22 protein-coding genes are annotated in these 24,835 nt (G+C 62.0%); 12 read left to right on the forward strand and 10 right to left on the reverse strand.

Translation table 11 applies throughout. The annotated features are described in order from the left end of the window. The 5 genes from Q8K08_RS02370 (at position 1) to Q8K08_RS02390 (ending at position 4,033) form a co-directional block, all read left to right on the forward strand. Positions 1–306: a DUF2849 domain-containing protein gene (locus tag Q8K08_RS02370; protein ID WP_304798485.1), complete on the forward strand. Its 306-nt coding sequence runs from the start codon at positions 1–3 to the stop codon at positions 304–306. 1 nt (position 307) lies between these two features. Then, positions 308–1,978 carry a nitrite/sulfite reductase gene (locus Q8K08_RS02375; RefSeq protein ID WP_305249089.1) on the forward strand — a complete coding sequence of 557 codons (1,671 nt, stop codon included), beginning with the start codon at positions 308–310 and terminating at the stop codon, positions 1,976–1,978. After that, entirely contained in the window at positions 1,968–2,717 is a 750-nt protein-coding gene (locus Q8K08_RS02380) for a phosphoadenylyl-sulfate reductase (RefSeq protein ID WP_305249090.1), read from the forward strand. Before Q8K08_RS02375 ends, Q8K08_RS02380 begins: the two co-directional genes overlap by 11 nt. Then, entirely contained in the window at positions 2,714–3,118 is a 405-nt protein-coding gene (locus Q8K08_RS02385; RefSeq protein ID WP_304797433.1) for a DUF934 domain-containing protein, read from the forward strand. Before Q8K08_RS02380 ends, Q8K08_RS02385 begins: the two co-directional genes overlap by 4 nt. A gap of 93 nt (positions 3,119–3,211) precedes the next feature. Beyond that, the gene (locus tag Q8K08_RS02390) at positions 3,212–4,033 is read left to right on the forward strand and encodes a ferredoxin--NADP reductase (RefSeq protein ID WP_304797439.1); all 822 of its coding nucleotides are present in this window, start codon (positions 3,212–3,214) and stop codon (positions 4,031–4,033) included. Positions 4,034–4,099: 66 nt separating this feature from the next. Here the strand turns inward: Q8K08_RS02390 and Q8K08_RS02395 are convergent, their stop codons facing one another. Beyond that, the gene (locus Q8K08_RS02395; protein WP_304797435.1) at positions 4,100–4,729 is read right to left on the reverse strand and encodes a hypothetical protein; all 630 of its coding nucleotides are present in this window, start codon (positions 4,727–4,729) and stop codon (positions 4,100–4,102) included. Positions 4,730–4,973: 244 nt separating this feature from the next. Between Q8K08_RS02395 and infC the strand changes: the two genes are divergently transcribed. After that, entirely contained in the window at positions 4,974–5,513 is a 540-nt protein-coding gene (infC, locus tag Q8K08_RS02400; protein ID WP_370654098.1) for a translation initiation factor IF-3, read from the forward strand. A gap of 48 nt (positions 5,514–5,561) precedes the next feature. On the opposite strand, the gene Q8K08_RS02405 is transcribed toward infC, so the two are convergent. From Q8K08_RS02405 to Q8K08_RS02430, 6 genes are all read right to left on the reverse strand, one after another. Beyond that, the gene (locus tag Q8K08_RS02405) at positions 5,562–6,572 is read right to left on the reverse strand and encodes a molybdopterin-binding protein (RefSeq protein WP_305249091.1); all 1,011 of its coding nucleotides are present in this window, start codon (positions 6,570–6,572) and stop codon (positions 5,562–5,564) included. Continuing rightward, positions 6,569–7,561, reverse strand: coding sequence for an XdhC family protein (locus Q8K08_RS02410; protein WP_304797694.1), 993 nt, complete (start codon positions 7,559–7,561; stop codon positions 6,569–6,571). The genes Q8K08_RS02405 and Q8K08_RS02410 overlap by 4 nt, the downstream gene beginning before the upstream one ends. Before the next feature lie 155 nt (positions 7,562–7,716). Continuing rightward, the gene (locus Q8K08_RS02415; protein ID WP_305249092.1) at positions 7,717–9,741 is read right to left on the reverse strand and encodes an OmpA family protein; all 2,025 of its coding nucleotides are present in this window, start codon (positions 9,739–9,741) and stop codon (positions 7,717–7,719) included. A 160-nt stretch (positions 9,742–9,901) separates the two neighbouring features. Then, a complete protein-coding gene (locus tag Q8K08_RS02420; protein WP_304800146.1) occupies positions 9,902–11,167 on the reverse strand; it encodes a VWA domain-containing protein in 1,266 nt (421 codons plus the stop codon). A 13-nt stretch (positions 11,168–11,180) separates the two neighbouring features. Next, complete coding sequence (locus tag Q8K08_RS02425) at positions 11,181–12,044, reverse strand: AAA family ATPase (RefSeq protein WP_370654125.1); 864 nt, start codon at positions 12,042–12,044, stop codon at positions 11,181–11,183. Positions 12,045–12,241: 197 nt separating this feature from the next. Further along, complete coding sequence (locus Q8K08_RS02430) at positions 12,242–14,464, reverse strand: hypothetical protein (protein ID WP_305249093.1); 2,223 nt, start codon at positions 14,462–14,464, stop codon at positions 12,242–12,244. Between the two features lie 185 nt (positions 14,465–14,649). On the opposite strand from Q8K08_RS02430, the gene Q8K08_RS02435 reads away from it, so the two are divergent. The 3 genes from Q8K08_RS02435 (at position 14,650) to Q8K08_RS02445 (ending at position 19,034) form a co-directional block, all read left to right on the forward strand. After that, the gene (locus Q8K08_RS02435; RefSeq protein WP_305249094.1) at positions 14,650–16,917 is read left to right on the forward strand and encodes a glycosyltransferase family 2 protein; all 2,268 of its coding nucleotides are present in this window, start codon (positions 14,650–14,652) and stop codon (positions 16,915–16,917) included. Continuing rightward, entirely contained in the window at positions 16,914–17,867 is a 954-nt protein-coding gene (locus Q8K08_RS02440) for a glycosyltransferase family 2 protein (RefSeq protein WP_304801060.1), read from the forward strand. The genes Q8K08_RS02435 and Q8K08_RS02440 overlap by 4 nt, the downstream gene beginning before the upstream one ends. A gap of 165 nt (positions 17,868–18,032) precedes the next feature. Beyond that, positions 18,033–19,034, forward strand: a complete 1,002-nt coding sequence (locus tag Q8K08_RS02445; RefSeq protein ID WP_305249095.1) for a phosphoadenosine phosphosulfate reductase — start codon at positions 18,033–18,035, stop codon at positions 19,032–19,034. Between the two features lie 9 nt (positions 19,035–19,043). Here Q8K08_RS02445 and Q8K08_RS02450 read toward each other — a convergent pair whose 3' ends face one another. Both Q8K08_RS02450 and Q8K08_RS02455 read right to left on the reverse strand, forming a co-directional pair. Next, on the reverse strand, positions 19,044–19,451 hold the full coding sequence (locus Q8K08_RS02450; RefSeq protein WP_304801057.1) for a lysozyme inhibitor LprI family protein: 408 nt from the start codon (positions 19,449–19,451) through the stop codon (positions 19,044–19,046). Between the two features lie 27 nt (positions 19,452–19,478). Further along, a complete protein-coding gene (locus Q8K08_RS02455) occupies positions 19,479–19,961 on the reverse strand; it encodes a hypothetical protein (protein WP_305249096.1) in 483 nt (160 codons plus the stop codon). An 85-nt stretch (positions 19,962–20,046) separates the two neighbouring features. Between Q8K08_RS02455 and moaA the strand changes: the two genes are divergently transcribed. The 3 genes from moaA (at position 20,047) to Q8K08_RS02470 (ending at position 23,519) form a co-directional block, all read left to right on the forward strand. Beyond that, a complete protein-coding gene (moaA, locus tag Q8K08_RS02460) occupies positions 20,047–21,057 on the forward strand; it encodes a GTP 3',8-cyclase MoaA (protein ID WP_305249097.1) in 1,011 nt (336 codons plus the stop codon). Between the two features lie 82 nt (positions 21,058–21,139). Next, positions 21,140–22,513, forward strand: coding sequence for a cytochrome ubiquinol oxidase subunit I (locus Q8K08_RS02465; RefSeq protein WP_305249098.1), 1,374 nt, complete (start codon positions 21,140–21,142; stop codon positions 22,511–22,513). A 4-nt stretch (positions 22,514–22,517) separates the two neighbouring features. Next, on the forward strand, positions 22,518–23,519 hold the full coding sequence (locus tag Q8K08_RS02470; protein WP_304798878.1) for a cytochrome d ubiquinol oxidase subunit II: 1,002 nt from the start codon (positions 22,518–22,520) through the stop codon (positions 23,517–23,519). 89 nt (positions 23,520–23,608) lie between these two features. On the opposite strand, the gene Q8K08_RS02475 is transcribed toward Q8K08_RS02470, so the two are convergent. Further along, entirely contained in the window at positions 23,609–24,775 is a 1,167-nt protein-coding gene (locus Q8K08_RS02475) for a M20 aminoacylase family protein (protein WP_305249100.1), read from the reverse strand. Positions 24,776–24,835: the final 60 nt, after the last annotated feature.

The raw sequence follows: 24,835 nt of genomic DNA on the forward strand, positions 1-24,835 counted from the left end.
ATGAGCCGCCGTTTCACCGCCAAAGTCGTCACCGCCAACCGCCTGCGCGAAGGGGATGTGGTCTACCTTACCGCTGATGACCAATGGACCCAGCATCACCATGAGGCCGAGCTGATCGAAGATGAGGCCCACGCGCAAATGCGCCTTTTGCACGCGTCAGCCCAGAAGTTGCTGATCGTCGGCGCCTATCTGGCCGATGCAAAGGCTGGACCAAACGGACCGGAGCCTGTGCATTTCCGCGAGGCGTTCCGCACGCGTGGCCCGTCGAACTATGACCACGGCAAGCAAGCAGACCTGAGGGCATAAGATGTATTCCTATTCCGATTTTGACGAATCCTTTGTCCGCGCCCGCGTTGCCCAGTTCACCGATCAGGTGGAGCGCCGCCTTGACGGGTCACTGACCGAGGAGGAGTTCCGGCCTCTGCGTCTGATGAACGGTCTTTATCTGCAACTGCACGCTTATATGCTGCGCGTGGCCATTCCCTATGGCACGATCAGCCCGCACCAGATGCGGCAACTGGCAATGATTGCCGACACCTACGACAAAGGCTATGGCCACTTTACCACCCGGCAGAACATCCAGTTCAACTGGCCCAAGCTGCCCGACGTGCCTGCGATCCTGTCGGCTTTGGCCGATGTGGAAATGCATGCCATCCAGACCTCTGGCAACTGCGTGCGCAACGTCACCGCCGACCATTTTGCCGGGGCCGCCGCGGATGAGATCGAAGACCCCCGCCCCTATGCCGAGCTGTTGCGCCAATGGTCCACCGACCACCCGGAGTTTCAGTTCCTGCCGCGCAAGTTCAAGATCGCCATCACCGGCGCGCCCAATGACCGTGCCGTAACGCGCGCGCATGATATTGGCCTGCGCATGGTGAAGAATGCCGTAGGCGACTCCGGGTTTGAGGTGATGGTGGGCGGTGGCCTTGGCCGCACGCCGATGATCGCCCATACCGTGCGCGATTTCCTGCCCGCGGCTGACCTTTTGCCCTATGTCGAGGCGGTTCTGAGCGTCTATAACACCCTTGGGCGGCGCGATAACAAGTATAAGGCGCGCATCAAGATCACCGTGCATGAGACTGGGAAAGAAGAGATTTCCCGGATGATCGAGGATCGTTTCGCTGAACTGCGCCCGCTGTTTGGCGGCGCGGATCAGGCATTGCTGGATGATATCCGCGCGGCCTTTGCCCCCCCCGCGTTTCGCAACGCGTCCGTGGAAGCCTATGACGCGTTCTACAAGGCAGACCCCGTGTTCCGCGCCTGGGCCGATACCAACCTTGCCGCACATCGCAATGACCAATACGCCATCGTGACCATCAGCGTCAAAGCCCATGGCCAGACGCCGGGTGATGCGTCGTCCGACCAGATGCGCGTGATGGCCGATCTGGCCGAGCGCTATGGTCACAACGATCTGCGCATCAGCCATGAGCAGAACGTGATCCTGCCGCATGTTCACAAATCCGACCTGCCCGCAATTCACGCGACGCTTGCGCAGGTTGGCCTGGCGACGGCCAATGTCGGCCTGATCTCTGACATCATCGCCTGCCCCGGCATGGATTACTGTGCGCTGGCCACCGCCCGCTCGATTCCGATTGCCACCCAGATCGCAGACCGCTTCAAGGCACTGGATCTGGAGCATGAGATCGGCCCGCTGAAGATCAAGATTTCTGGCTGCATCAACGCTTGCGGGCATCACCATGTTGGCCACATCGGCATTCTGGGGCTGGACCGCGCCGGCGTGGAAAACTACCAGATCACCCTTGGCGGTGACGGGTCGGAAACAGCCGCGATTGGCGACAAGACCGGTCCGGGCTTTGCCTATGACGAGATTGTGCCCGCAGTTGAACGCATCGTGCGCGCCTATCTTTCGGTGCGCGACACGCAGGAAGAAACCTTCCTGCAAACCTTCCGCCGTCTGGGGATGGACCCGTTCAAGGCCGCGCTTTATGAAACCGAAGGCGCACAGGATGCCGCGTGATCTGCACTCTGGCCCGGTGGCAGAGCGGGTGGCGGCGCTGAACGCGCGCTACAAGCACCACTCTGCGACCGCCGTGCTGGAACACAGCCTGAAGGACGATGATCTGGGCCATGTGGCGCTGGTGTCGTCCTTTGGTGCAGAATCGGTGGTGCTGCTGCATCTGGTTTCGGTGATCGCCCCCGAAACCCCGGTTTTGTTCATCGACACCCGGATGCTGTTCAATGAGACGCTGGAGTATCAGCGCGAATTGGCCGACAAGCTGCCGCTGTGCGACGTGCGCACCATCCGTGCGGCGCAACCGCGTGTGGCCTTTGAAGACCCCGATGGCACCTTGCACCAGTTCAACACCGATGCCTGCTGCGCCGTGCGAAAGGTGGAACCGCTGGAGCGCGCGCTGTCGGGCTTTGATGGCTGGATCACCGGGCGCAAGCGGTTTCAAAGCAACACACGCGGCACCGTCGATTTCTTCGAGGCCGAAGGCGACACCCGGATCAAGGTCAACCCGCTGGCGCATTGGGGCCGCGAAGACCTTGAAGAATACATCGTCAACAACCGCCTGCCGCGTCACCCTCTGGTGGCCAAGGGCTATCCCAGCATTGGCTGCGCGCCTTGCACCAGCCCAGTGAAACCAGGTGAAGACCCGCGTGCAGGCCGTTGGCGCGGAACGCAAAAAACCGAATGCGGTATCCATTTCATTGATGGCAAGCCGGTTCGCATTACAAAGGACACCGCCGCATGAGCGTGATCGTCACCGATACGGGCTTTGCGCCCGCCAGCCCCCTTGCAGGGGTCACGTTTGCGGATATTGCAAGCCATCAGGGCGTGCTGGATCTGACCCATACCGATGATCCGGCAGCGGTTCAGCCGCATCTGGACGGCCTGCACCTGATCCGCATTTCTTTCCCCGCCTTCAGCGATGGCCGCGCCTTTACGGTCGCGCGGCGGTTGCGGATGTTTGGCTATGCGGGCGAATTGCGCGCCACCGGCCCGGTGATTGCCGATCAATACGCCATGGCCCGTCGGGTGGGCTTTGACAGCGTAGAAATTCCAGACGACCTGGCCGCGCGCCAACCTGCCGATCAATGGGTGTTCCGCGCCGATTGGCAGGCCCATCACTATCAGGCCCGCCTGCGCGCCTGAGACTTTCCGCCGCTTTCCACTGATCTGGATCATAGCTAGAAGGAAGATGCCGGTTTACTGCCGGACACAAATCTCATGACCGAAGTGACCCTGATGACAGACGCACAGCCCGCCGCCGCCCCGACCGCAAAACCCCACCTGCCCGATGCGGCAAAGGTGACTTCGGTCACGCATTGGACTGACCGTCTGTTTTCGTTCCGCGTCGAGCGCCCGCGCACCTTGCGGTTCCGGTCGGGCGAGTTCGTGATGATCGGCCTGATGGGCGACACGGGCAAACCGCTGTTGCGCGCATATTCCATCGCCTCACCTGCATGGGATGAAGAGCTGGAGTTTTACTCGATCAAGGTGCCGGATGGCCCGCTGACCAGCCGTTTGCAGCATATCACGGTGGGGGATGAGATCATCCTGCGCCCCAAACCTGTGGGAACCTTGGTGCATGACGCACTGCTGCCCGGCAAGCGTCTGTGGCTTCTGGCCACCGGCACCGGAATTGCACCCTTTGCGTCGCTGATGCGCGAGCCTGACACCTATGAGAAATATGATCAGGTGATCATGATGCACACCTGCCGCGAGGTGACCGAACTGGAATACGGTCGCCAATTGGTCGAGGCGTTGCCCGATGACCCGCTGATCGGCGAGTTGGTGGGCGACAAGCTGCTGTATTACCCCACCACCACCCGCGAGGCTTTCCCCCGCATGGGCCGCGTGACCGACAATCTTTCGTCGGGCAAGGTCTTTGCCGACCTTGGCCTGCCGCCGATGGACCCGGCAACAGACCGCGCCATGGTCTGCGGTTCGCTGGCATTCAACGTCGATGTCAAAGCCATCCTCGAAGGGTTTGGCCTGCGTGAGGGTGCCAATTCCGAGCCTCGGGAATATGTGGTGGAAAAGGCCTTTGTCGGCGACGGCATCTGAACCGCCTGCCCCAAAACAAAAAAGGCCGCGCTGACTGCGCGGCCTTTTTCGATTCATGGGGTCAGATTACAGACCAAGCGCTGCTTTGACCTGAGCGATCACGCCCTCAAGCAACTCCGGGTTGGACGCGGCCGCATCCACAGCCGAGTTCAGCGTGGTTTTGGTGGCGATATCCAGCGACGAGCCGTTGATCAGACCTTTGACCGCATCAGCGTTAAAGTTTGACGGGTCCAGTGCAGCAGCAGCAGCGGTTGCAGCGCTTGCCGCAGCCTCATTTGCCGCATCAGCAGCAGCTTCGGCAGCAGCGGTGGCTTCGTTGGCAGCCTCAGCAGCAGCATCGGTTGCAGCCTCGGCAGCACCTTCTACAGCGTCGGCAGCAGCGGCGGCCGCTTCCTGTGCCGCATCGGTCGCAGCAGCAGCAGCTTCTTCAGCTGCGACAACGGCTTCGTCAACTGCATCCGTAACGGTTGCGGCTGCTTCTGCTGCGGCGGCAGCGGCTTCTTCAGCGGCGGCAACGGCAGCTGCTTCAGCCTCGGCAGCAGCTGCAGCAGCAGCCTCTTCAGCAGCTTTTGCTTCGGCGGCAGCGGTTGCTGCGGCTTGTTCAGCTGCTTGCTGCGCAGGCAAATAGCTGAATTGGTAATATCCACCAGCTGCCAGCAAGACTACAACGGCACCAACGATGACTGTTTTGTTCATTTCTATTACTCCCATATCCGGGTGTCCCGCCCGGCTGAACCGTGCATATGGCATTTGACAACCCGATTGAAAAGACTAATGCCGCATCGCAGCATGAATTTGGTGGAAAAGTGAGCGCTTTTCCTTGCCGCTCAGGCACAGAATGGCACCGAATTGGCATCGAATGGCGCGGAATGGCATTGAACCCAAAGCCCGACAGGATTATCGTGCCAGCGCTTGAGTAAACCACAAAAGGACGCACACCATAGCCCGCAGACCCCACAACGCCCCGCCGCAACGTGACACCGGCCCGCGTATCAATGATCGCATTCGCAGCCCGGAAATCCGCTTGATCGGCGCAGATGGCGAAAACGTCGGCGTCGTGACGCCAGCCCGCGCGATGGCTCTGGCGGAGGAGGCGGGTCTCGATCTGGTCGAGATCAGCCCGAACGCCGAACCCCCGGTTTGCAAGATCATGGACTTCGGCAAGTTCAAGTATGAGACGCAAAAGCGCGAAGCCGAAGCGCGCAAGAAGCAAAAGATCATCGAGATCAAGGAAATCAAATTCCGTCCCGGTACTGATACGCATGACTATGACGTTAAAATGCGCTCGGTCCTGAAGTTTCTGGAAGAAGGCGACAAGGTCAAGATCACCCTGCGCTTCCGGGGCCGCGAAATGGCCCACCAGGGGCTTGGTCTGGAACTGCTGAACCGTGTTGCCGCTGATGTGGGCGACAATGGAAAAGTCGAATCGATGCCACGGCTTGAGGGCCGTCAGATGGTGATGATGATCGGCCCGAAATAAGGTGCAGATCTTTGCAGACCACATGCGGGGGCCAATCGGCCCCCGTTTTCATGTCTGGCGACGGGGTTCGCGTGGCTGCGGGCGGATCGGAATTTCCTTCAGTAGCCCTCCTACCCCCATGGCCGCGATGTCGGCATCGCTCACCACCAGCCCGCAGGCCAGCCGTTCCAGCACCCAATCGGCACCGTTCAGCGCCGGGCTGCGTGCACAACCCGGCATGCCAATCACCGGGCGGTCACCAAAATTTCCGTAAAACAGCAGATTGCCCGGATCAACGGGCATCCCGAACCGCGCCACATGGCCGCCCGCCCGGCGCAAGGCTTGCGGGGCGGTGTCATAAAGATCAGACGTGGCCGATCCGGTCAGGATCAGCACCATCGCCCCCCGCGCCTGTACCACCGCCGCCGCTATCGCCGCTTCAGTATGGGGCACAGTCACGCAATCGGCCAGCCGCATCCCCAGTGCGCGCAGTCGACCCTCTACCGCCTCGCGCCCTTTGATCGCCAGCTTTTCCGGCAGGCCCGGCACTTGCGTCAGGATCAGACTGGCATCGGGACGCACCACCGGACAGACCCGCACCGCCGCCCGCGCCAGATCGCAGGCACGGCTCAGGGCCGTTGCGGCCACGCCATAACTGATGATCTTGACGGTGCCGACCAGCGTTCCCGCCTCGACCCGCGTAAAGGGTGCCAAGGTGGCAAGGGTGATCGACGGATCGACAAGGTTCAGCGCATGAACCGCGCCGGCGTCCAGCAACACAACCCCCGGCCCGACTGCATTCAGGTTGACACGCCCGGTAAAGGCCGTGGTCAGCGCCAGCCGCGCCGCCGCCAGATCGGGCACCAAAGCCTGCGCCAGCCGGGTAGCAGCGCTGTCCTCGGCCACATCGCCCGGCTCCAGCCGCGCGACAGTGACACAGCGCACGCCAGCCGCGCGCAGATGGGCCAGTTCTACCGCCCCCAACACCACACCTTTGCGCAGCCGCCCTTCACCCTCCATCACCGAATGGGCCAGAATGGCCCCTTCGGCCTGATCCAGCGGCACTTCGCCAAAGATCATGCGCCCCTCCGCAGGGTCAGGGTGATCTGCGCGAGGATAGACACCGCAATTTCCGCCGGGGTCTTGGCACCGATATCCAAGCCCACCGGCGCATGAATGCGGGCGATGTCGGCCTTTGGCACACCAGCATTGCGCAACCGATCCAACCGCTTGGCATGGGTGCGGGTAGAGCCAAGGCAGCCCAGATAAAAGCACGGGGAGGCAAGCGCCGCCAGAATAGCAGGATCATCAAGCTTGCTGTCATGGGTCAGGGTGACAACGGCGGTGCGCGCATCTGGGGCAAGCGCCGTCATCGCCTCATCCGGCCAGTCGTCCAGAATCACCTCACCCGGAAAGCGCTCTGCCGAGCCGAAAGCACCGCGCGGATCGATCAGGGTTGGCGCATAGCCGCAGGCCCGCGCCATGCTCAGCAAGGGTTGCGCGATATGCACCGCCCCCACCACGATCAGCCGCAGCGGCGGATTTTGCACGGCAATGAAGCGCCCGTCTTGCTCCATCCCGGATTTGTCAGACCGCAACCGCGCATCCACCGAACCGTCCTGCCCCGGCGCAACCAAGCTGCGCACCCAGCCGTCAAGCGTTACAGTATAGCCAAGCGTCAGACGCGCCGCGCGGGCTGCAACCAGATCACCCAGCAGATCAGGCGGCAGGCGATGCCCACCTTCCCCCACAGGTTCTACCAGCACCCGGATCGTGCCGCCACAGGCCAAACCCACCGCAAAGGCGCTGTCATCGCTGACCCCATAGGTCAGCAGGCGCGGCACGCCATCGGCCATCGCCTCCAGCGCCTCGGTCACCACGGCACCCTCGACACAGCCCCCCGAGACCGACCCCATGATGTCACCCGCGCCCGAAATCGCCAGCTGGCTGCCGGCCTGACGCGGGGCTGATCCCCATGTCTCAACCACGGTGGCAAGGGCGGCCCCCCGCCCGGCGCGGTGCCAGTCCAGCGCGATTTCGGGAATACGGTCGTGATCTGCTGCGGTCATCGTCACCCTCATTGCCCATAACAGGGCGGATCAGGCCCAAGTATGGGCCAGCCCTGTGTGCGGTGCCACTGGCAAAAGGTGCCATGCGCCAAAATGGCAAATACCGCGGGCATGACACCCGCGGCATTCCTGTCTTGTCAGATCCCAAACGCGTCTTAGCGCAGGGCAGCGGTCCGCATCAGCGGGGTGATGACCCGCACCACGGCACGACGGTTGCGCCGCTCGTCCGCTTGAGTCTCTATGCGCAATTCACCCTCACCATAGCCTTGCACCACCATGTTTTCCGGCGGGATGCCGTAATACTCGGTCAGGGCCAGGGCCACCGATTCCGCGCGGCGGTCCGAAAGCGTCAGGTTATAGGACGCCGAGCCGACGGCGTCGGTATGCCCTTCGATCAGGAACACCTCACCCGGATTGTCGCGCAGGATATCGTCGATGATCCGGCCAATAGAGGCCAGCTTGCGCGCCTCGGTCGGACGGATGACCGCAGAGCCAGAGTCAAAGGTGATGTTGTCGACATCGATCGTCGCCGCCAGTGCCCGCACCTGCGGGATCTCGCGGATCTGGCGCAGGCTGAAGGTCCGGCCAATGGCGCGGGCTTCTTCACGTGCAAGCGCTGCTTTCAACGACGCATCGCCATCGTTGGTCGAGATCGTCACCCGGTCCGGGCGCGGACGCGGCAGGGTCGATACGTCGATCCGCTCTTCGCGCACCAGATCGTCGATCAGCACCGCTTCGCGGCCCTGCGCATCATAGACCGCACGGCGCAGAACCCGACCCGAGGCGTCGCGGATGGTGACCACTTGCGTGCCATCAACGCGGTCCACGGTGGACCGGGTCGAGCCATCGCTGAACGTCTCGGTGCGCACGGTTGCACCGGGGCGACGCAGCAGGGTGTCATCATCCTTATAGACCACAAAGTTGCCCTGTGGATCGCGCACAACAACCCGGTCACCGGTGTTTTCCACCACTTCGCGGCCATCGCTCAGCACCTTACCAACCACAAGCGCGCCCAGCGCCAGCAGGCCGACCTTTTCAAGGTTGGACAGGCCAGAGCGCTTGTTGTTGCCCACAGCCGTCGGGGCTGCGGTGAACTCTTCGGAAGACGACCGCGTGGTTTCTTCGGTCACGGTCGTTACGGTCACGCTGTCCGGCTCAGGCTGAGCTGCGGGTGCCTCGGTGCCTTCTGCCGGGGCGGTGCCGTCCGGGTTCAGACCAAGCCCCAGCGCAAGGGCAGCGGCGGCCAGTCCGGTCAGCGGGTTGCTGGTATCATCGGTTGCATCGGTTGCATCGGTTGCGGTTGGCGCGGTCAGCAAACCGAACAAGGTCTGTTCTTCTTCTTCGCTGACAACCGGCACATCAACCGGCTCTGCTTCGGCCACGGCTTCAGGCGCAACAGGCACCTCTGGCGCGGTTTCCGTCACTGCTTCTGGGGCAACGACTTCAGCTTCAGCTTCGGCCTCAACTTCAGCCGCGACTTCTGGCTCTACCACAGGGTCAGCTTCCACTTCTGCCTCGGCTGCAACCTCTGGCTCGACGGGCACAACCGGCTCCACTACCGCTTCGGCAGCCGCAGCTTCTGCTGCTGCAGCTTCTTCTGCTGCAGCTTCGGCGGCCGCAGCTTCGGCGGCAAGCGCGTCTTCTAGCGCGCGCGCTTCAGCTTCGGCGGCCTCTGCTTCAGCGGCCGCAGCGTCGGCGGCTTCGGCAGCACGGGCTGCTTCTTCGGCCAGTCGAGCTTCTTCGGCACGGGCGGCTTCTTCTGCCGCTGCCGCATCTGCTGCTGCCGAATCTTCTGCCGCACGCGCTTCTGCTTCGGCGGCTTCTGCCGCAGCAATGGCTGCTTCTTCAGCAATGCGGGCTTCTTCTGCCGCGGCTTCTTCAGCCAAACGCGCGGCCTCAGCTGCGGCTTCGTCTGCCGCCACTACAGCGGCTTCAATAGCCAGTTCAGCGTCAGCTTTTAGCTGGTCGGCGTTTCCTGCCAGCACCTGCAGCGCGATCGCCTCAGCGTTGCAGGTCTGACCGGCCAGCACCGAACACAGAACAGCACCTTCAGCATCCAGAATGGACCCGTCGTCGTTCACAGTTATATCCGCGTCAAACACCTGCGCCATCAAGGGCCAAGGGGTTATCGGCGTCAGAACAAGTGACAGAACCGTGGTAGTAGAGAGCAAGCGTTTCATGGTCTTCCTTTCGCATGGCATCAATGAGCGTCGCATCTGCGACTCGCACCGCCGTTGAGCATGGTCAGACCCTAAGGAGTGTGGCTTTGCTATGCGATAACAACGCCACGAACCGGTAGAGACCACGCCAACTCACGCCCTTTAACGCACGAGCCTGTGATCAGGTTCCCGACATCATCCGCAACAGACGTTGTTTTTCGCCGCCGTCACCGGGGTCAGAGATCACCGCAGCCAGCGCCTCAAGCGACGCGACCGAATGCCCGGCCCGGAACGCGTCGCAATGGGGCAGCATGGCCCGGATGCCCTGCGCCTTTGGGGCGAACCCATCCCAGCGCAGCAACGGGTTCAGCCAGATCAGCCGACGGCACGACAGATGCAGTCGCTCCATCTGCCGCGCAAGCTGTCCGCTGTCGTCGCGGTCCAGCCCATCGGTGATCAGCAAGACCACCGCCCCCTGCCCCAAAACCCGCCGCGACCAGTCCCGGTTGAAATCTGCCAGACAAGACCCGATCCGCGTGCCGCCCGACCAGTCCTGCGCCTCGGCCCCCGCTGCGCGCAAGGCAGCATCAACATCGCGGTTTTTCAGATGGCGGGTGATATTGGTCAGCCGCGTGCCAAAGGTAAACCCATGCACCCGCGCCCAGCCCTGCCCCTGCCGGTTCGCCACCGCATGAATGAAATGCAGCACCAGCCGCGAATACTGGCTCATGCTGCCAGAGATATCGCACAGCACCACCAGATTGGGCCAACGCAGGCGCGGGGTCTTCATCGACAGTTGGGTGATCTCGCCGCCGTGCCGCAAAGACGCGCGCAAGGTGCGGCGCATATCCACCTGCGCCCCCGTGGTCGAAGCCCGGCTGCGCCGCGTGACCAAGGGCTTTACCGGCAGGCTCAGCCGCGCCAGCATCCGCTTGGCTTGTGCCACCTCCGCCACCGACATCTGCTCAAAATCCAGCGTTTTCAGGCGCTCCTCATGGCTCATGGTGGCCGAAGCGTCGATGTCGATCTCGCCGTCCCCATCAGCGCTGTCGTCATCCCCCGCAGGCAGGTCACGCTCCACCCCGTCCAGCAGCGCCTCTGCCGCCCGCTTTTCCGCCGCAGATGCCGCGCGGTCCTCTTGCAACCCCTGGATCGAGGGCAAAAGCAGGCTCATCATATGGTCGAGGTACTTCGGGTCGCGCCAGAACAGGCGGAACACCTGCTCATAAATCACCCGCTCTTCGGGGCGGCTCACGAAACAGGCGTGCAGGGTCCAGTAGAAATCCACCCGTTCAGAAAACCCCACCACCTCCACCGCACGGATGGCGTCCAGCACCCGCCCCGGCCCGATGGGCAAACCCGCCCTACGCAGCGCGCGTGCGAAATGGGTGACGTTCTGCGCCAGCTTGCCATCTTCAGGGATTTCCAGCGGGGCATAGGTCGCCATCAGCGCCCCCTGCTCATGCGCTCACCATCTCCTGCCGGACCTGCTCCAACAGGCGCTTGGCCTCTGACCCCTGGATCTTCTGGATGTCATCTTGATATTTCAGGATCGCACCAAGCGTATCGGCAATCACCTCAGGCGACAGCGCGATCACATCCAGCGCCAGCAGGCACTTGGCCCAGTCGATGGTTTCAGCCACACCGGGGCGCTTGAACAGATCTTCACGCCGCAAGCGCTGGACAAAGCCCACAATCTCGCGGCTCAGCACCTCTTGCGCTTCGGGAGCGCGGGCGTTCAAAATCTGCAACTCGCGGTCAAATCCGGGGTAATCCACCCAATGATACAGGCACCGGCGTTTAAGCGCGTCATGCACCTCGCGCGTGCGGTTCGAGGTCAGGATCACGATCGGCGGCTCTGGCGCGCGGATGGTGCCAAGCTCGGGGATCGTCACTTGGGCATCCGACAACGCTTCCAGCAGAAACGCCTCAAACGGCTCATCCGTGCGGTCGATCTCGTCGATCAGCAACACCGGCGCGCCGCCCGGCTGCGGGCGCATCGCCGCCAACAGCGGGCGCTCGATCAGGAATTCTTCGGTGAACAGATCAGCCTTGGCCGTGCCGCCCCCGGTGGTCTCCGCAGCCCGGATCGCCACCATCTGCGCGGCAAAATTCCACTCTGCCACCGCCGAGGCTGCATCCAGCCCCTCATAGCATTGCAACCGGATCAGCCGCCGACCCAGCGCTTGTGCAAGCGTCTTGGCGATCTCGGTCTTGCCAACCCCGGCCTCGCCCTCAAGAAACAGCGGCCGCCCCAGCTTCAGCGACAAGAATACCACCGTAGCCAAAGCGCGGCTGGCCACATAGCCTTGCTGCGCCAACATGCTTTCGGTTGCTTCAATCGTGGACGGAACGGGTATCACACAGCATCCTCCCCTGAACCCGGCCATGCTGGTCACAAGGTCTGGCAGGGTCAAGCCATCAACCACGCGGCTACGACCAAGGGACTAGCCCCTGCGGGATTGCTGCTTTCCAAATACTCCCGCCGGAGGCGTCCGCCGCACACCACAGGCACCCGGCTTCAAAGTCCAAGCATCCCCTGCCGGATAAACCTGTTGTCGCCCCGCACCAACACCCAGCGCCCCAGTTTGCGCGCCAGCCCCGGCCGCCCGCGGTCCAGCGCGCGTTTGAACAGCTCGCGCTGATAGCGCGGAAACGTCTTGCGGGCGCGCAAAGTGCGGTAGAACTCACCCTCGGTCAGCGTACCATTCAGCGCAGCCAGCGTGATCGGGGCCAAGATCCCCATCTGTTGCAGGCTCGACCCCAAGCGATGCCCCAACAGCGGCGTGCGCAGCTTTACCACATTCGCGCCGGTGAAACGGTCGGCGTGGCCGGTATCCAGCGGCTCGTAGGGATCATACAGCATGAACACCCGCCCCGCCGCCTGGCTGGCCTGTGACGCATCGCCGTAGGGGCCGGAATAATCGCGACCCCAAGCGGTGTGATAGCGCGTCTCCCACGGGACCAGCGCCTTATCCAGCGTGGATTGCGGGGAAATCGCAACCACATCTGCCCCCGGACAGGCGGCGACAAAAGCGCAGGCGGCATAGCCCCCCATCGACGCGCCATAGAACACCACCCGCTTGAATTTCTTGAAAAATCCACTGTCGCGCAGATCGTCAAACTGCTGCCAGACCCACGGATCACGATACCATGTCCAGCCGTTCGCCATCACCCCCAGCATAGACCAGCCCTGCTTTTCGATGAAGGCAAAACCCCATGGCCTGCGATCCTCGCGCTTGCCCATGGCGATATCAAGGTTGTCAAAGGTCACGACCAGCGTGTCTGACCGCTGCATGAACAGAAACGAATGCTCTGGGCTTTCGCGGTAAAATCCGTCGCGACCGGCAAGGGTTGTGGCGATTTCGGCCCAGCTTCCCTTATCGCCCGCCTTGGCAACCGGCGTTTTTGAGACCACCTGCGGCCCGGCCCGAAACAGCGCACGGGTGATGGTCACACCATCAGCTTCACGCGTGGTGATGGTGTCACAACTGCCGTAGGTGTTCAGCAACGGATAGGCGCCTGATCCCTTGCGGATATCGGTAATCATGAGCGTCTGAGCGTGCAGTGATACCTTAAGAACATCGCCCAAATGCTTGATCTTGTTTACATCCCCAAAGCCAGACAGATTGGCGATCACATCCACGGGCCGCAAATACTGCACACTTGCGATGCGCGATATCTTCGCCTCCGGCACGCCATGCGACGTCAGATAGCCGACATAGGGCGCGATCCAAGGCGATGGCGCGTCTGGCCAATTGCCCTTGTGATCAAGGTCGATCAGGTGAATGTCACAGTCCCATTTGTGCCAAGCGGCCAAGGCCAGAGACTGCGCATTGCCGCCAAGATCAGCAAAACTTTGCAGGTCGGCCACATCCAGACGGTCGACCAGCCCGGCATCAAACACACGCTTGCCCCGCCCTTTGATCGGGGCGGCCTCTGCCGAAATCTCATGCAGCTTCAGCAGCTTGTCGAGGTAACTTCCCACAGGCGGCACCCCATGGTGGCGCAGGCCCAATTCGCGCTTGTTTGACGCCCAAAGATGCAGCGCGGTGGTGCGTGGGGTGATCATCGCCTCGGCCACCGCAGCCGGGCGCAGGAATTTCAGTCGGTCGGGAAACGTCACCGGATAAAATGCATCCAGCGGCTGCACCTCGCCCACAAGCCCAAGTTGGTGGGTGAAATGCGTGACCATCATCGGCCCCCAGACCCCCCAAGGCTGCTGGCTGACATGCACTGGGGTGCCCGCTGCCGCTGCCGCGCGATACTCAACCTGCAGCTTTTCCTTCACAAAGGGCGCAATGCCGTAAACGTCCGATGTATACTCCAGCATCGCGCGCAGCAGCGGACCGTCCGCAGGCAGGCCCAGCACAGCATTGTTCACCCGCGTTTCACCCGGCAATTCAAACCCCAGAACATGATCGCTGTCATAGTCCATCGGGCGCAGGCAGTAGACATCGGTATCTACCCAGATCATGCCGGGATTTTGCGCAATCATATGCAGGCGGAACAAGTCGGCAAACAGCGCGAAGCTGTCTTTTTTTTCATATTTCAAGAAGTTGTCGGTATCGAGCACCTCGCGCCCGTCGCGGTAGATCACGCCTTGGGGCACGTTGGGGATCGGGGCATATGAAAACAGGGTGATTTTCTGGCCGCGATCGACAAAGGACTTCAGGCAAAGCTGCTCCATCCACGACAGGCTGCCGCCGATCCACAGCGTGCCGACTTCCCTGACCCTGACCATGCCTGCAAACAACCCCTGAAAGACCACACATTGTTGGCCATAAAGAAACAGTCTGGCGAAATTACGGCGCTTTGCCAAGGGAATGGCACAATTTATCCGGCCTTTGCTTTGCCGCACAAAGGCAGCCGTGCTATGCCAGTCCACAATCGCGGCAACAGACCGCAGGCAGTAAAAGGTGAGCGGGCATGGCGGGCAGCCCTTTGGCAACAGCGGATGTGTTTCACCGCACCCTGATGGCGCGCGATTTGGGCCGAGACGGGCTGACGCGGGCCTTGGATTGTGTGCAAACCCCGGATGGCCGGGTGTTCACGACCTTTGGCACCGGGACGAGCCCGGCGGCGTTCTTGCCCGATGGCGCGTCCGGTTGCGCCACCCCGCTGGAGTTGCGCGAGATTTCCGGCGGCGCAATGGTGGTGACGGATGGCCCCGGCCCGCTGGCCCTGTCCAACGGCGCGCGGCTGGATCTGTCGCCCATCCCGGCAGAACCAGAGCTGTTTGCCGGGCTGAACACGATTTTCGGCTTTCGCATCGACGAGACGCCGACCCAGGTGGCCGAGGGGCTCATCTATCACGCCCTGCATCACGGGTTGCACGCAGCGCTGATCGTCAACCGTCTGCCCGATGGCGCGGATTTCGCCCGCGCCTTGCGAAAGGCACTTGGCAAGACCCGGCTGACGGTTGTGGTGCTGGACAGCCCTATCCCCTTGGGCAAGCCGGACGAAGGCCCGGTTAACCACCCTTGGTTTGCCCCGGACGCGCCGGGCAAAGACCGGATGGAGGCCCCCGCCCCAGACCCGTGGCGCTCAGCCCTGTCCGAGCAGATCCTGTTTGAAGCATTGAAATGGCGGTTTCTGTCGCAGGCCCGCGCCGTGCTGACGCTGGATGTGACCGATATTCTGGCCCCGGATGCGCCAAACCCCTTTGATCAGTGCCAGATGGCCAAGCATGGCGTGATCCTGCTGGTCGGTCGGCGGATATATCCGTGGCGCGTGCGACCAAAGGGCGAGCCGCGCTTTGGCGACCACATCTGCCGCCAGTTTGATGCACGGCGCGGCATTGCCCGTTGGGGGGTAGCCCCGGCAAAGGCAGGTCTGGAAAATACATGGCGCATGGTGCGCGTGGCCTTTGCCAAGCCCGACACCGCCCAAGCCGTGCCGTTCCTGCGCGCCATGTCGATCCGGGTGCCGGGGCGGCAGGCGGGAGAACTGGCGCCCAAAACCTCGCTGATCGAAGATCCGGGTTTGTTGGCCATGGCGGAGACCTATTTCGCCCATAAACCCGTGCGTGCGCCCACATCTACCCCGCGCGCTGCCCCGCAAGCGGCGGCGAAAGCAGGGCGCACCGCGATTGTGACCACCATGAAGAACGAAGGCCCGTTCATTCTGGAATGGATCGCCTATCACCGCGCCATCGGGGTCGATGATTTCCTTGTCTATACAAATGATTGCACAGATGGCACCGACACCATGCTGGAGCTGTTGCAGGCCAAGGGTCTATGCCAGCACCGCGTTAACCCTTGGGTGCCGGGGGGCGAGTTAAAGCCGCAGCATGCAGCCTTGCAGGCAGCGGAATCTGAACCCGTGATGCAAAATTGCGGCTGGGGCATCTGCATGGATGTGGATGAATTCATTAACATCAAGATCGGCGATGGAACACTGCACGCGCTGTATACCGCGATGGAAGATGCCAATATGATCAGCCTGACATGGCGGCTGATCGGCAATTCTGACGTGGCCCCCTATCTGGACCGTTTTTTGCTGGAGCAGTTCACCGATTGCGCCCCCGAGGTGATCCGCAAACCGCATCAGGCATGGGGTTTCAAGACGCTGTTTCGCAATATCGACATCTACAAGAAGCTGGGGGTTCATCGGCCCAAGGGGTTGAAACCCGACCTGTGGGATCAGGTGAAATGGCTGAACGGGTCGGGCCGTCCGATGCCAAAGGAACTGTTTCGCAACGGCTGGCGGTCCACACTGGAGACCTATGGCTATGACTGGGTGCAACTGAACCACTACGCCGTGCGCTCGGCCGAAAGCTTTCTGGTCAAGCGTGACCGGGGCCGGGTCAACCATGTCGACCGCGACCAAGGACTGAACTACTGGTTTCGCATGAACCACAATTCCGACCGCGACACCTCTATTCAGCGGATGATCCCAGCGGTGCAGGCTGAATATGACCGCCTGCTGTCCGACCCCGAGATCAGGGCCGCGCATGATCATTCCGTGGCCTGCCACCGCGCCAAGATCGCCGAATTGTTGCAGACCGAAAACTACCGCAATTTCTTTGCCGAACTGACGGGTGAGCGGATGCAAAAACTGTGCCGCTTGCAGCATCACTTTGGATCAGCGGTGTTTTCCGCAGGCCCCGGCGTGATCCCGCCCGATCTGCACAGCCGCGATCTGCGGCCCGATTTCTTCTTTACCGTGGAGCATAGCGGAGAGGCCGAGCATTGAGCGGCTTCACCGTCATCACCACGATGAAAAACGAAGGCGCGTTTGTGCTGGAATGGGTGGCGCATCACAAGGCGCTTGGGTTTGACCAAATACTGATCTGCACCAATGATTGCGCCGACCACACCCGCCGCATGGCGATGCGCCTGCACGCGCTTGGTCTGGCGGTGCATCACCCGACAAAGCCATGGGCAGCCACCTCGATACAGCGCTCGGCGTTGAAACAGGCCACGCGCCATGACATCGTGCGGCAGGCAGACTGGATCTGGGTCTGCGATGCGGATGAATTCCTGACGATCCGGCTGGGGGATGGCAGCGTACAAGCACTTGCCGCAGCCGCAACACCGCAGGCCGAGGTGATTCCTGTGCCATGGCGCATCTTTGGCCCCGATGGGCGTCACACCTATGAAGACCAGCCCGTCACCCAGCAGTTTCACCGCTCCGAAAGCGCCGACGGCCCCGGCTACGCTTACGCCAAATCGCTATTCCGGGGATTGGCAAATGTGGGCCGCATTGGCATCCATGCCCCCATCGCGCGCACAGATCTGGGCCGCGACCTGCGGCGCGAAGAGGCCGGGGGCCGCCCTTGGCGCGCGCAGCCCCACACGATGTTTGTGGCGGCTGATTACAGCGTGGCGCAGGTCAACCACTACGCCTTGCGCAGCACCGAAAGCTTTCTGGTCAAGCGCGACCGCGGCCGGGTCAATCATGTCGGGCAGGACATGGGACGCGACTATTGGGACAGGTTCAATCTGGCGAAACAGCCCTGCGATGCGATCCGGCGCTATGATGATCGGGTACAAGACTGGATGGCGCGTATGATGGCCGACCCAGATCTGGCCTTTATGCACAAAAAATCAGTGGCTTGGCACCGCGCACGAATTGCCGCACTTAGGGCAGAGCCGCATCACGCAGCCCTTTGGGCGCAGCTCACCGGGCCTCAAACGCCCTGACACACCGCGGTCTGGCGCAAATTTGCCGATGCAAAAACGCGAATTAGCAAGAAACAGTTTGTCGCGCCATCGGGTCTTGCCTCAAATCAGCCAAAGTCAGACACTAAAGGTTGTGGTCACAATGATAGTTCGGCGCGTTTTTTTTCGCCGGGAACGGAGATGGTTATGTCGGATACGCTCTCACCGCCCCAGACGGCGGATGTGGCTATAAAGGTGTCAGCAGACGCCGCGGCGACCAACACCTCCACACCTGTCACCCCAGCTGACGAAGACCGCGCAAACTGGCTGGCCCTGCTGGATCAGATCGGCGACGAGGCAGGGTATTTCGAACAACTCGGCAGCCAGCACTGGGCGTTCTTTCTGGACGAAGACCCGACCCTGCTGGTCACCTTTGAACAGGCCGACGATATTCGCGCCCGTCCGGGGCAGATGCCTTTGGGCCATGACATTGCCAAGGAAAAAGGCTGGTCGCACCTGTGCATCATCGCCGACGGCGACACCTATTATCGCGATCCTCGGGTTTATGGCTATTTCGACCGGCTGGTGGATGACGCGTTCTTTGAAGATTTCGACGCGGTTCTGTTCATGGGCGCAGGCGTGCAGGGCTATGCCGCCGCCGCGTTTTCGGTTGCGGCCCCCGGCGCCGCTGTCATCGCCATTAGCCCTCGTGCAACGCTGTCGCCCGATTGGGCCAGCTGGGACAAGCGGTCGCTGAAATCGCGCAAGAAAGATTTCACCAGCCGTTATGGCTATGCCCCCGACATGATCGATGGCGCGGGCCGGGTATTCATCCTGCACGATCCGGACGTGGCTGAAGACGCCATGCACGCCGCGCTGTTCCGGGGCGATCATGTGACTCATCTGCGCTGCCCGCGTCTGGCTGGGCGGGTAGACTGGGCACTGACCCACATGCAGGTGATGAGCCCGCTGGCCCAATCCGCGATTGATGGCACGCTGACCCGCACCAGTTTTGCGCAGCTTTGGCGCGGACGCCGCAACTTTGGGCCCTATCTGCGTGCCCTGCTGACGCAAGCGCAGGCGCGCGGGCGGATTAAGATGGAAAAGGCGATCTGTCAGAATGTGGTGACCCGGCTGAACGCGCCGAAGTTCCGCAAACGTCTGGCTGATATTCTGGCCGCCGAAGTAGAAGCCTCGCTGAAAGACTAAGCCGCGCGCTCAGCCTTCGACCCCGGCCGCCAAGGTCCAAAGATCAGCGGCCCGCACCACTGTCAGACGGGCCTTGCAGCCCAAAACCAACAGCGGCTCTGCCGATCCGCCGCGCATCTGAAAGCCTTCAGCGGTGCAAGAGTTGTCGCGGAATGTGATCCAGGCCCGCTGCGCGTCGCGCAAGGCAACTTCGGCACCGCGCTGACTGGCCATCAACTCGGCATCCATCCGCCGCATGGCGTTGCGCGCCTGCCCGTAAGCGGCGTTCAGATCCTTGTCAGCCGCTTCGAACTCCAGCGCGGCGCAGGCGTTCATATCGCGTTGGGTCATGGCATTGTTGCAATCAAGCGACTGCGCCTGCCCCACGCTGGCAAAGCCTGCAACGGAGGCAATCACTGAAAGCACCAAAACCCGCATCAGAACACTCCTGCGCCGCTTTGCGGCTTAGTTTGCGAAAACCGTCACTTCGGGCAATGCGGTGAGCGACAGGCCAAGCGCCATATAGGCCGCCAGCGACAATTGCGCCGCCCCTTGCCCCGGCAACAGATCAACCGCGACCGACTGGCCCGAGGCCGTGACCACGCGCCCCTTGCCGGGTGCCGTCACCAAGGCACTGCGCAGCCAGATCCCCGGCTCTGCAGGACTGCCAAGGCTGACCGTGACCTTGCCAAGCTCGCGCTCACCGCTGGCTGCGGGTGCGGCAAGCGCGGCCTGCTTTTGCGCGGCCGTGGTGGTATCCAGCGCGGCGGCAGTGTTGCCACCCGCACCAAGTACCGGGGCCGGGGCTGCGGCGACAGGCTCTGACGCATCTGAGGCGTCAGGTGCGGCAGTGGCGGCTGTGGCGGCTGTGGCCGGTTTCAATCTATCCAGCACCGCACATCCAGAGGTGGCGGTCAGGGCGAGGGTCAGGGCAATCAATATACGCATGATCCGACGATAGTATGCCCCCGACCCGCCCGCAATGGCCCGATCACCGCTTGCCACAGCATCGGCGGGCTCTTACCTTTACCAAATGACCAAAACAGCCCCCCTGATCGACCCCTTTGCGCGCGCCATATCCTATTTGCGCGTTTCCGTGACCGATCGCTGCGATTTCCGCTGTGTCTATTGCATGTCTGAGAACATGACTTTCCTGCCCAAAGCCGACCTGCTGACGCTGGAGGAGTTGGACCGGATGTGCTCGACGTTCATCCGCATGGGCGTGGAAAAGCTGCGGATCACCGGCGGCGAGCCGTTGGTGCGCAAGGGCATCATGACGTTTTTCCGCGGCATGTCGCGGCATCTGGAGTCTGGCGCGCTCAAAGAACTTACCCTGACCACCAACGGCAGCCAGCTTGCGAAATATGCGGCTGAACTGGTCGATTGCGGGGTGCGGCGCATTAATGTGTCACTGGACACGCTGGATGACAAGAAATTCGCCGATATCACACGTTGGGGCCGGTTGCCGCAGGTGCTGAATGGCATCGCAGCCGCCAAAGCGGCGGGGTTGCGGGTGAAAATCAACGCGGTTGCGCTGAAGGGCTTTAACGAGGACGAACAGTTCAGCCTCACCGACTGGTGTGCGCGTGAAGGCCATGACCTGACGTGGATTGAGGTCATGCCGATGGGGGACTTGGGCAACGAAGACCGCCTGGACCAGTATTGGAGCCTGAAAGACCTGCGCGCCCGTTACGCCGACCGCTTTTCCGTCACCGACCTGTCTGAACGCTCGGGCGGTCCTGCGCGCTATGTCCGGCTGGAGGAGACGGGGCAAAAGATCGGCTTCATCACACCGCTGACCCATAATTTCTGCGAAAGCTGCAACCGGGTACGGCTGACCTGCACCGGCGAACTGTATATGTGTCTGGGGCAGGAAGACATGGCCGACCTGCGCGCGCCGCTTCGGGCAAGCACAGAGGATGGCGCGCTGGAAACCGCGATCCGCGCCGCCATCAGCCACAAGCCCAAAGGCCATGATTTCGACTATACCCGCACCGGTGCCACCGGTCAGATGACCCGCCACATGAGCCATACCGGCGGCTAAGCCAACAAGGCGTGACCGCTGGTCGCACGGGTCTTCACATCTGCACCTGAGTCCTAAATTAGGGACAACAGAAAGGTGTATCATGGATACGTTTTTGCTCTCCCGCATCCAGTTTGCGGCCAATATCAGTTTTCACATCCTGTTCCCGACGATCACAATCGCGCTCGGCTGGGTGCTGTTGTTTTTCCGCTACCGCTTTGCGCGAACCGGCCTGCAAAAGTGGATGGATGCCTATATGTTCTGGGTCAAGGTCTTCGCCTTGTCCTTTGCGCTTGGCGTTGTGTCTGGCATCACCATGTCGTTCCAGTTCGGCACCAACTGGCCGGGCTTTATGGAAGCCGTTGGCAACGTGGCGGGCCCGCTGCTGGCCTATGAGGTGATGACGGCGTTTTTCCTTGAGGCGGTGTTTCTGGGCATCATGCTGTTTGGCGCGCGCCGGGTGCCGCCGTGGCTGCATATTCTGGCGACCTTTCTCGTGGCCTTTGGCACCACGATGAGCGCGTTCTGGATCCTGGTGCTGAACTCTTGGATGCACACGCCGCAGGGGTATGAGCTGCGCGACGGAATCGTACATGCAACCGACTGGTTTGCCATCATTTTCAACCCCTCTCTGCCGTATCGTCTGGGACATATGTTGCTGGCCTCGGGCCTGACCGTGGCCTTTCTGATCGCCGGGATCGCGGCCTTCCGCCGTCTGATCGGTGACCGGACCGAAACGGTGAGCACCCAACTGCGATTTGGCCTGATCCTTGGCGCGGTCCTGATCCCGTTGCAGATCCTGATGGGCGACCTGCATGGGCTGAACACGCTGGAGCATCAGCCGGCCAAGGTGGCGGCGATGGAAGGTAACTGGGAAACCGGGCCGAATGTGTCGCTGCTGCTGTTCGCCATCCCCGACGAGGCCGCGCGCACCAACCATGCCGAGATTGCTGTGCCCAACGGGGCAAGCCTGATCCTGAAGCATTCGGCCAGTGGCGTGGTGCCAGGATTGAATGACTTTGTGGCCGAGGATGGCACGGTGATGCACCCGCCTGTGGCCCCGGTGTTCTGGGGGTTCCGGGTGATGGTCGGCACCGGCATGGCAATGCTGGCGCTGTCTTGGTTGGGGGTTCTGCTGATCTGGCGGCGCGGCGCGGATGCCCTGCCCCGGCCCTTCCTGATGGTAACGACCGGCATGGCATTTTCGGGCTGGCTGGCAACGCTGGCGGGTTGGTATGTGACCGAAATCGGTCGCCAGCCCTGGCTGGTAACGGGGGTGCTGACAACCGAGGCCGCCGTGGGCGACGTGGCGGCGCCGATGGTGATGGCCACGCTGATGGCATATATTGCGATCTATCTGGCGCTGATGATCGCCTATATCGGGGTCATCCTGCACCTTGCCCGCCGCGCCGCCGATGGCAAAAGCCCGACCCGCGAAGAGCCGCGCGACGCTCCCATATCTGTCCCAGCGGAGTAGACCGATGACCCTTGATGCCACAACCCTGCCGGTGATCTTTGCCGCCCTGATGGGGCTTTCGATCCTGCTTTATGTCATCCTTGACGGGTTTGATCTGGGCGTGGGGCTGCTGTTTCCCTTTGCAGCCCCCGCCGAACGCGACCGGATGATCGCGTCGATCGGGCCCTTCTGGGATGCGAATGAAACCTGGCTGGTCTTGGCCATCGGCATTCTGCTGGTGGCCTTTCCCACCGCACATGGCACCATCCTGACCGCACTGTATCTGCCGGTTGCGATCATGCTGATCGGCTTGATCCTGCGCGGCGTTGCATTTGAATTCCGCGCCAAGGCACCGCTGGCGCATAAACCGTCATGGGACCGGGCGTTCTTTGCGGGCAGTCTGATGACCTCGGCGTCGCAGGGGTTCATGCTGGGCATGTATGTAATGGGGCTGGAATGGACGGTGTTCCATGTGGTCTTCGCGGTTCTGACCGCAGGTGCACTGACCGTGGCATTCAGCTTTATCGGTGCGGGGTGGGTCATCTTGAAGACCGACGGGGCGTTGCAGCTAAAGGCTGTGGCTTGGGCGCGTGGCGGGATCTGGGGGATGGCGCTGGGGCTTGGCGCGGTGTCGCTGGCCACACCCTTTGTCAGTGCCCGGATATTTGAGCGTTGGTTCAGCTTTCCCGAGGTGGTGCTGCTGGCGCCGTTGCCGCTGATGTCGCTGGCGCTGATTGTGTTGCTATGGGTCGCGCTGCGCCATCTGCCAACCAAGGGCGACCATTTTGCATGGTTCCCGTTCGCCGGAGCCACCACCTTGATGGTGCTGGGATTTTTCGGGATGGGCTACAGTTTTTACCCCTATATCGTGCCCGAGCAGCTGACGATATATGAGGCTGCCTCCAGCCCGGAAAGCCTGAAAATCATCCTGTTTGGCGCGCTGTTCGTGCTGCCGATGATCATTGGCTATACGGTGCTGTCTTATACAGTGTTCCGCGGCAAGGCGACCAGCCTGAGTTATGATTGACAAGGTGCAGGGGGGCCGTCTGCCCCCCGGCGCTTCGCGCCCCCCCCGAGGATATTTGTGAACAGAAAATGGGGGAGGCAGGGTCTGATTCAGGCGGCGGGCATCCGAGATTCGACCATGCCGGCATACCAGCTTGAGCCGAACGGGATAGCGTTGTCGTCGAAGTTATAGGCCGGATGGTGGACCATGGCGGTGTCACCGTTGCCAAGGAAGATATAGGCACCGGGCCGGGCGTTCAGCATGAAGCTGAAATCCTCGGCGCCCATCAAAGGGGCGGTGTTGTCATCGACCTGACCTGACACTGACTTGGCCACCTCGACGGCGTGGCGGGTATTTTCGTCTGCGTTGACGGTGACCGGATAGCCGCGCTGATAATCGACCGTGGCCTTGGCACCCAGTGCCGTGGCTGTGCCGGTCGCAATCTCGGAAATCCGCTGTTCGACATAATCCTGCACGGCGGGGTCCATGGTTCGCACCGTGCCCTTCAGCTTTACCACCTGCGGGATCACGTTATGGGCGGTGGAATCGGTCTGCACGGTGCAGACGCTGACCACGACCTGTTTCATCGGGTCGACCCCCCGGCTGGCAATGGTCTGCAGTGCCACAATGATATGGGCAGCCACAACCGTGGTATCGATGCAATCATGCGGCTTGGCAGCGTGGCCGCCCTTGCCGGTGACGGTCATCTCAAACTGGTCTGCCGCCGCCATGATCGCACCGGGGCGAATCGCGAAGGTGCCAAGCGGGATGCCCGGCATGTTGTGCATGCCGTAAACTTCCTGCACGCCGAACCGGTCCATCATGCCGTCATTGACCATCTCACGCCCACCGCCGCCGCCTTCTTCGGCGGGTTGGAAGATGACCACGGCGCGGCCGTCGAAGTTGCGGGTTTCGGCCAGATATTTCGCGGCCCCAAGCAGCATGGCGGTGTGGCCGTCATGGCCGCAGGCATGCATCACGCCGGGCGTGGTCGAGGCGTAATCCACCCCGGTCTGTTCATTGATCGGCAGCGCATCCATATCGGCGCGCAACCCGATGACGCGGCCTGCGGTGTCGGTTTTGCCATGGATCACGCCGACAACCCCGGTGCGGCCGATGCCAGTCACCACCTCGTCACAGCCGAACTCACGCAAGAGGTCGGCCACGCGCGCAGCAGTGCGGTGCACCTCAAACAAGAGTTCCGGGTGAGTGTGGAAATCGCGCCGCCATTCGGTGATTTCGGGCAGCATTTCGGCGAAACGGTTTTTGACGGGCATCGGGGCCTCCTATCCATCGGTTGCACGGATGGTGGGCCGGAATGCGCCCATCTTCAAGAG

The sequence above is a fragment of the Pseudotabrizicola sp. genome (genome assembly GCF_030684215.1).
Classification (GTDB): domain Bacteria; phylum Pseudomonadota; class Alphaproteobacteria; order Rhodobacterales; family Rhodobacteraceae; genus Pseudotabrizicola.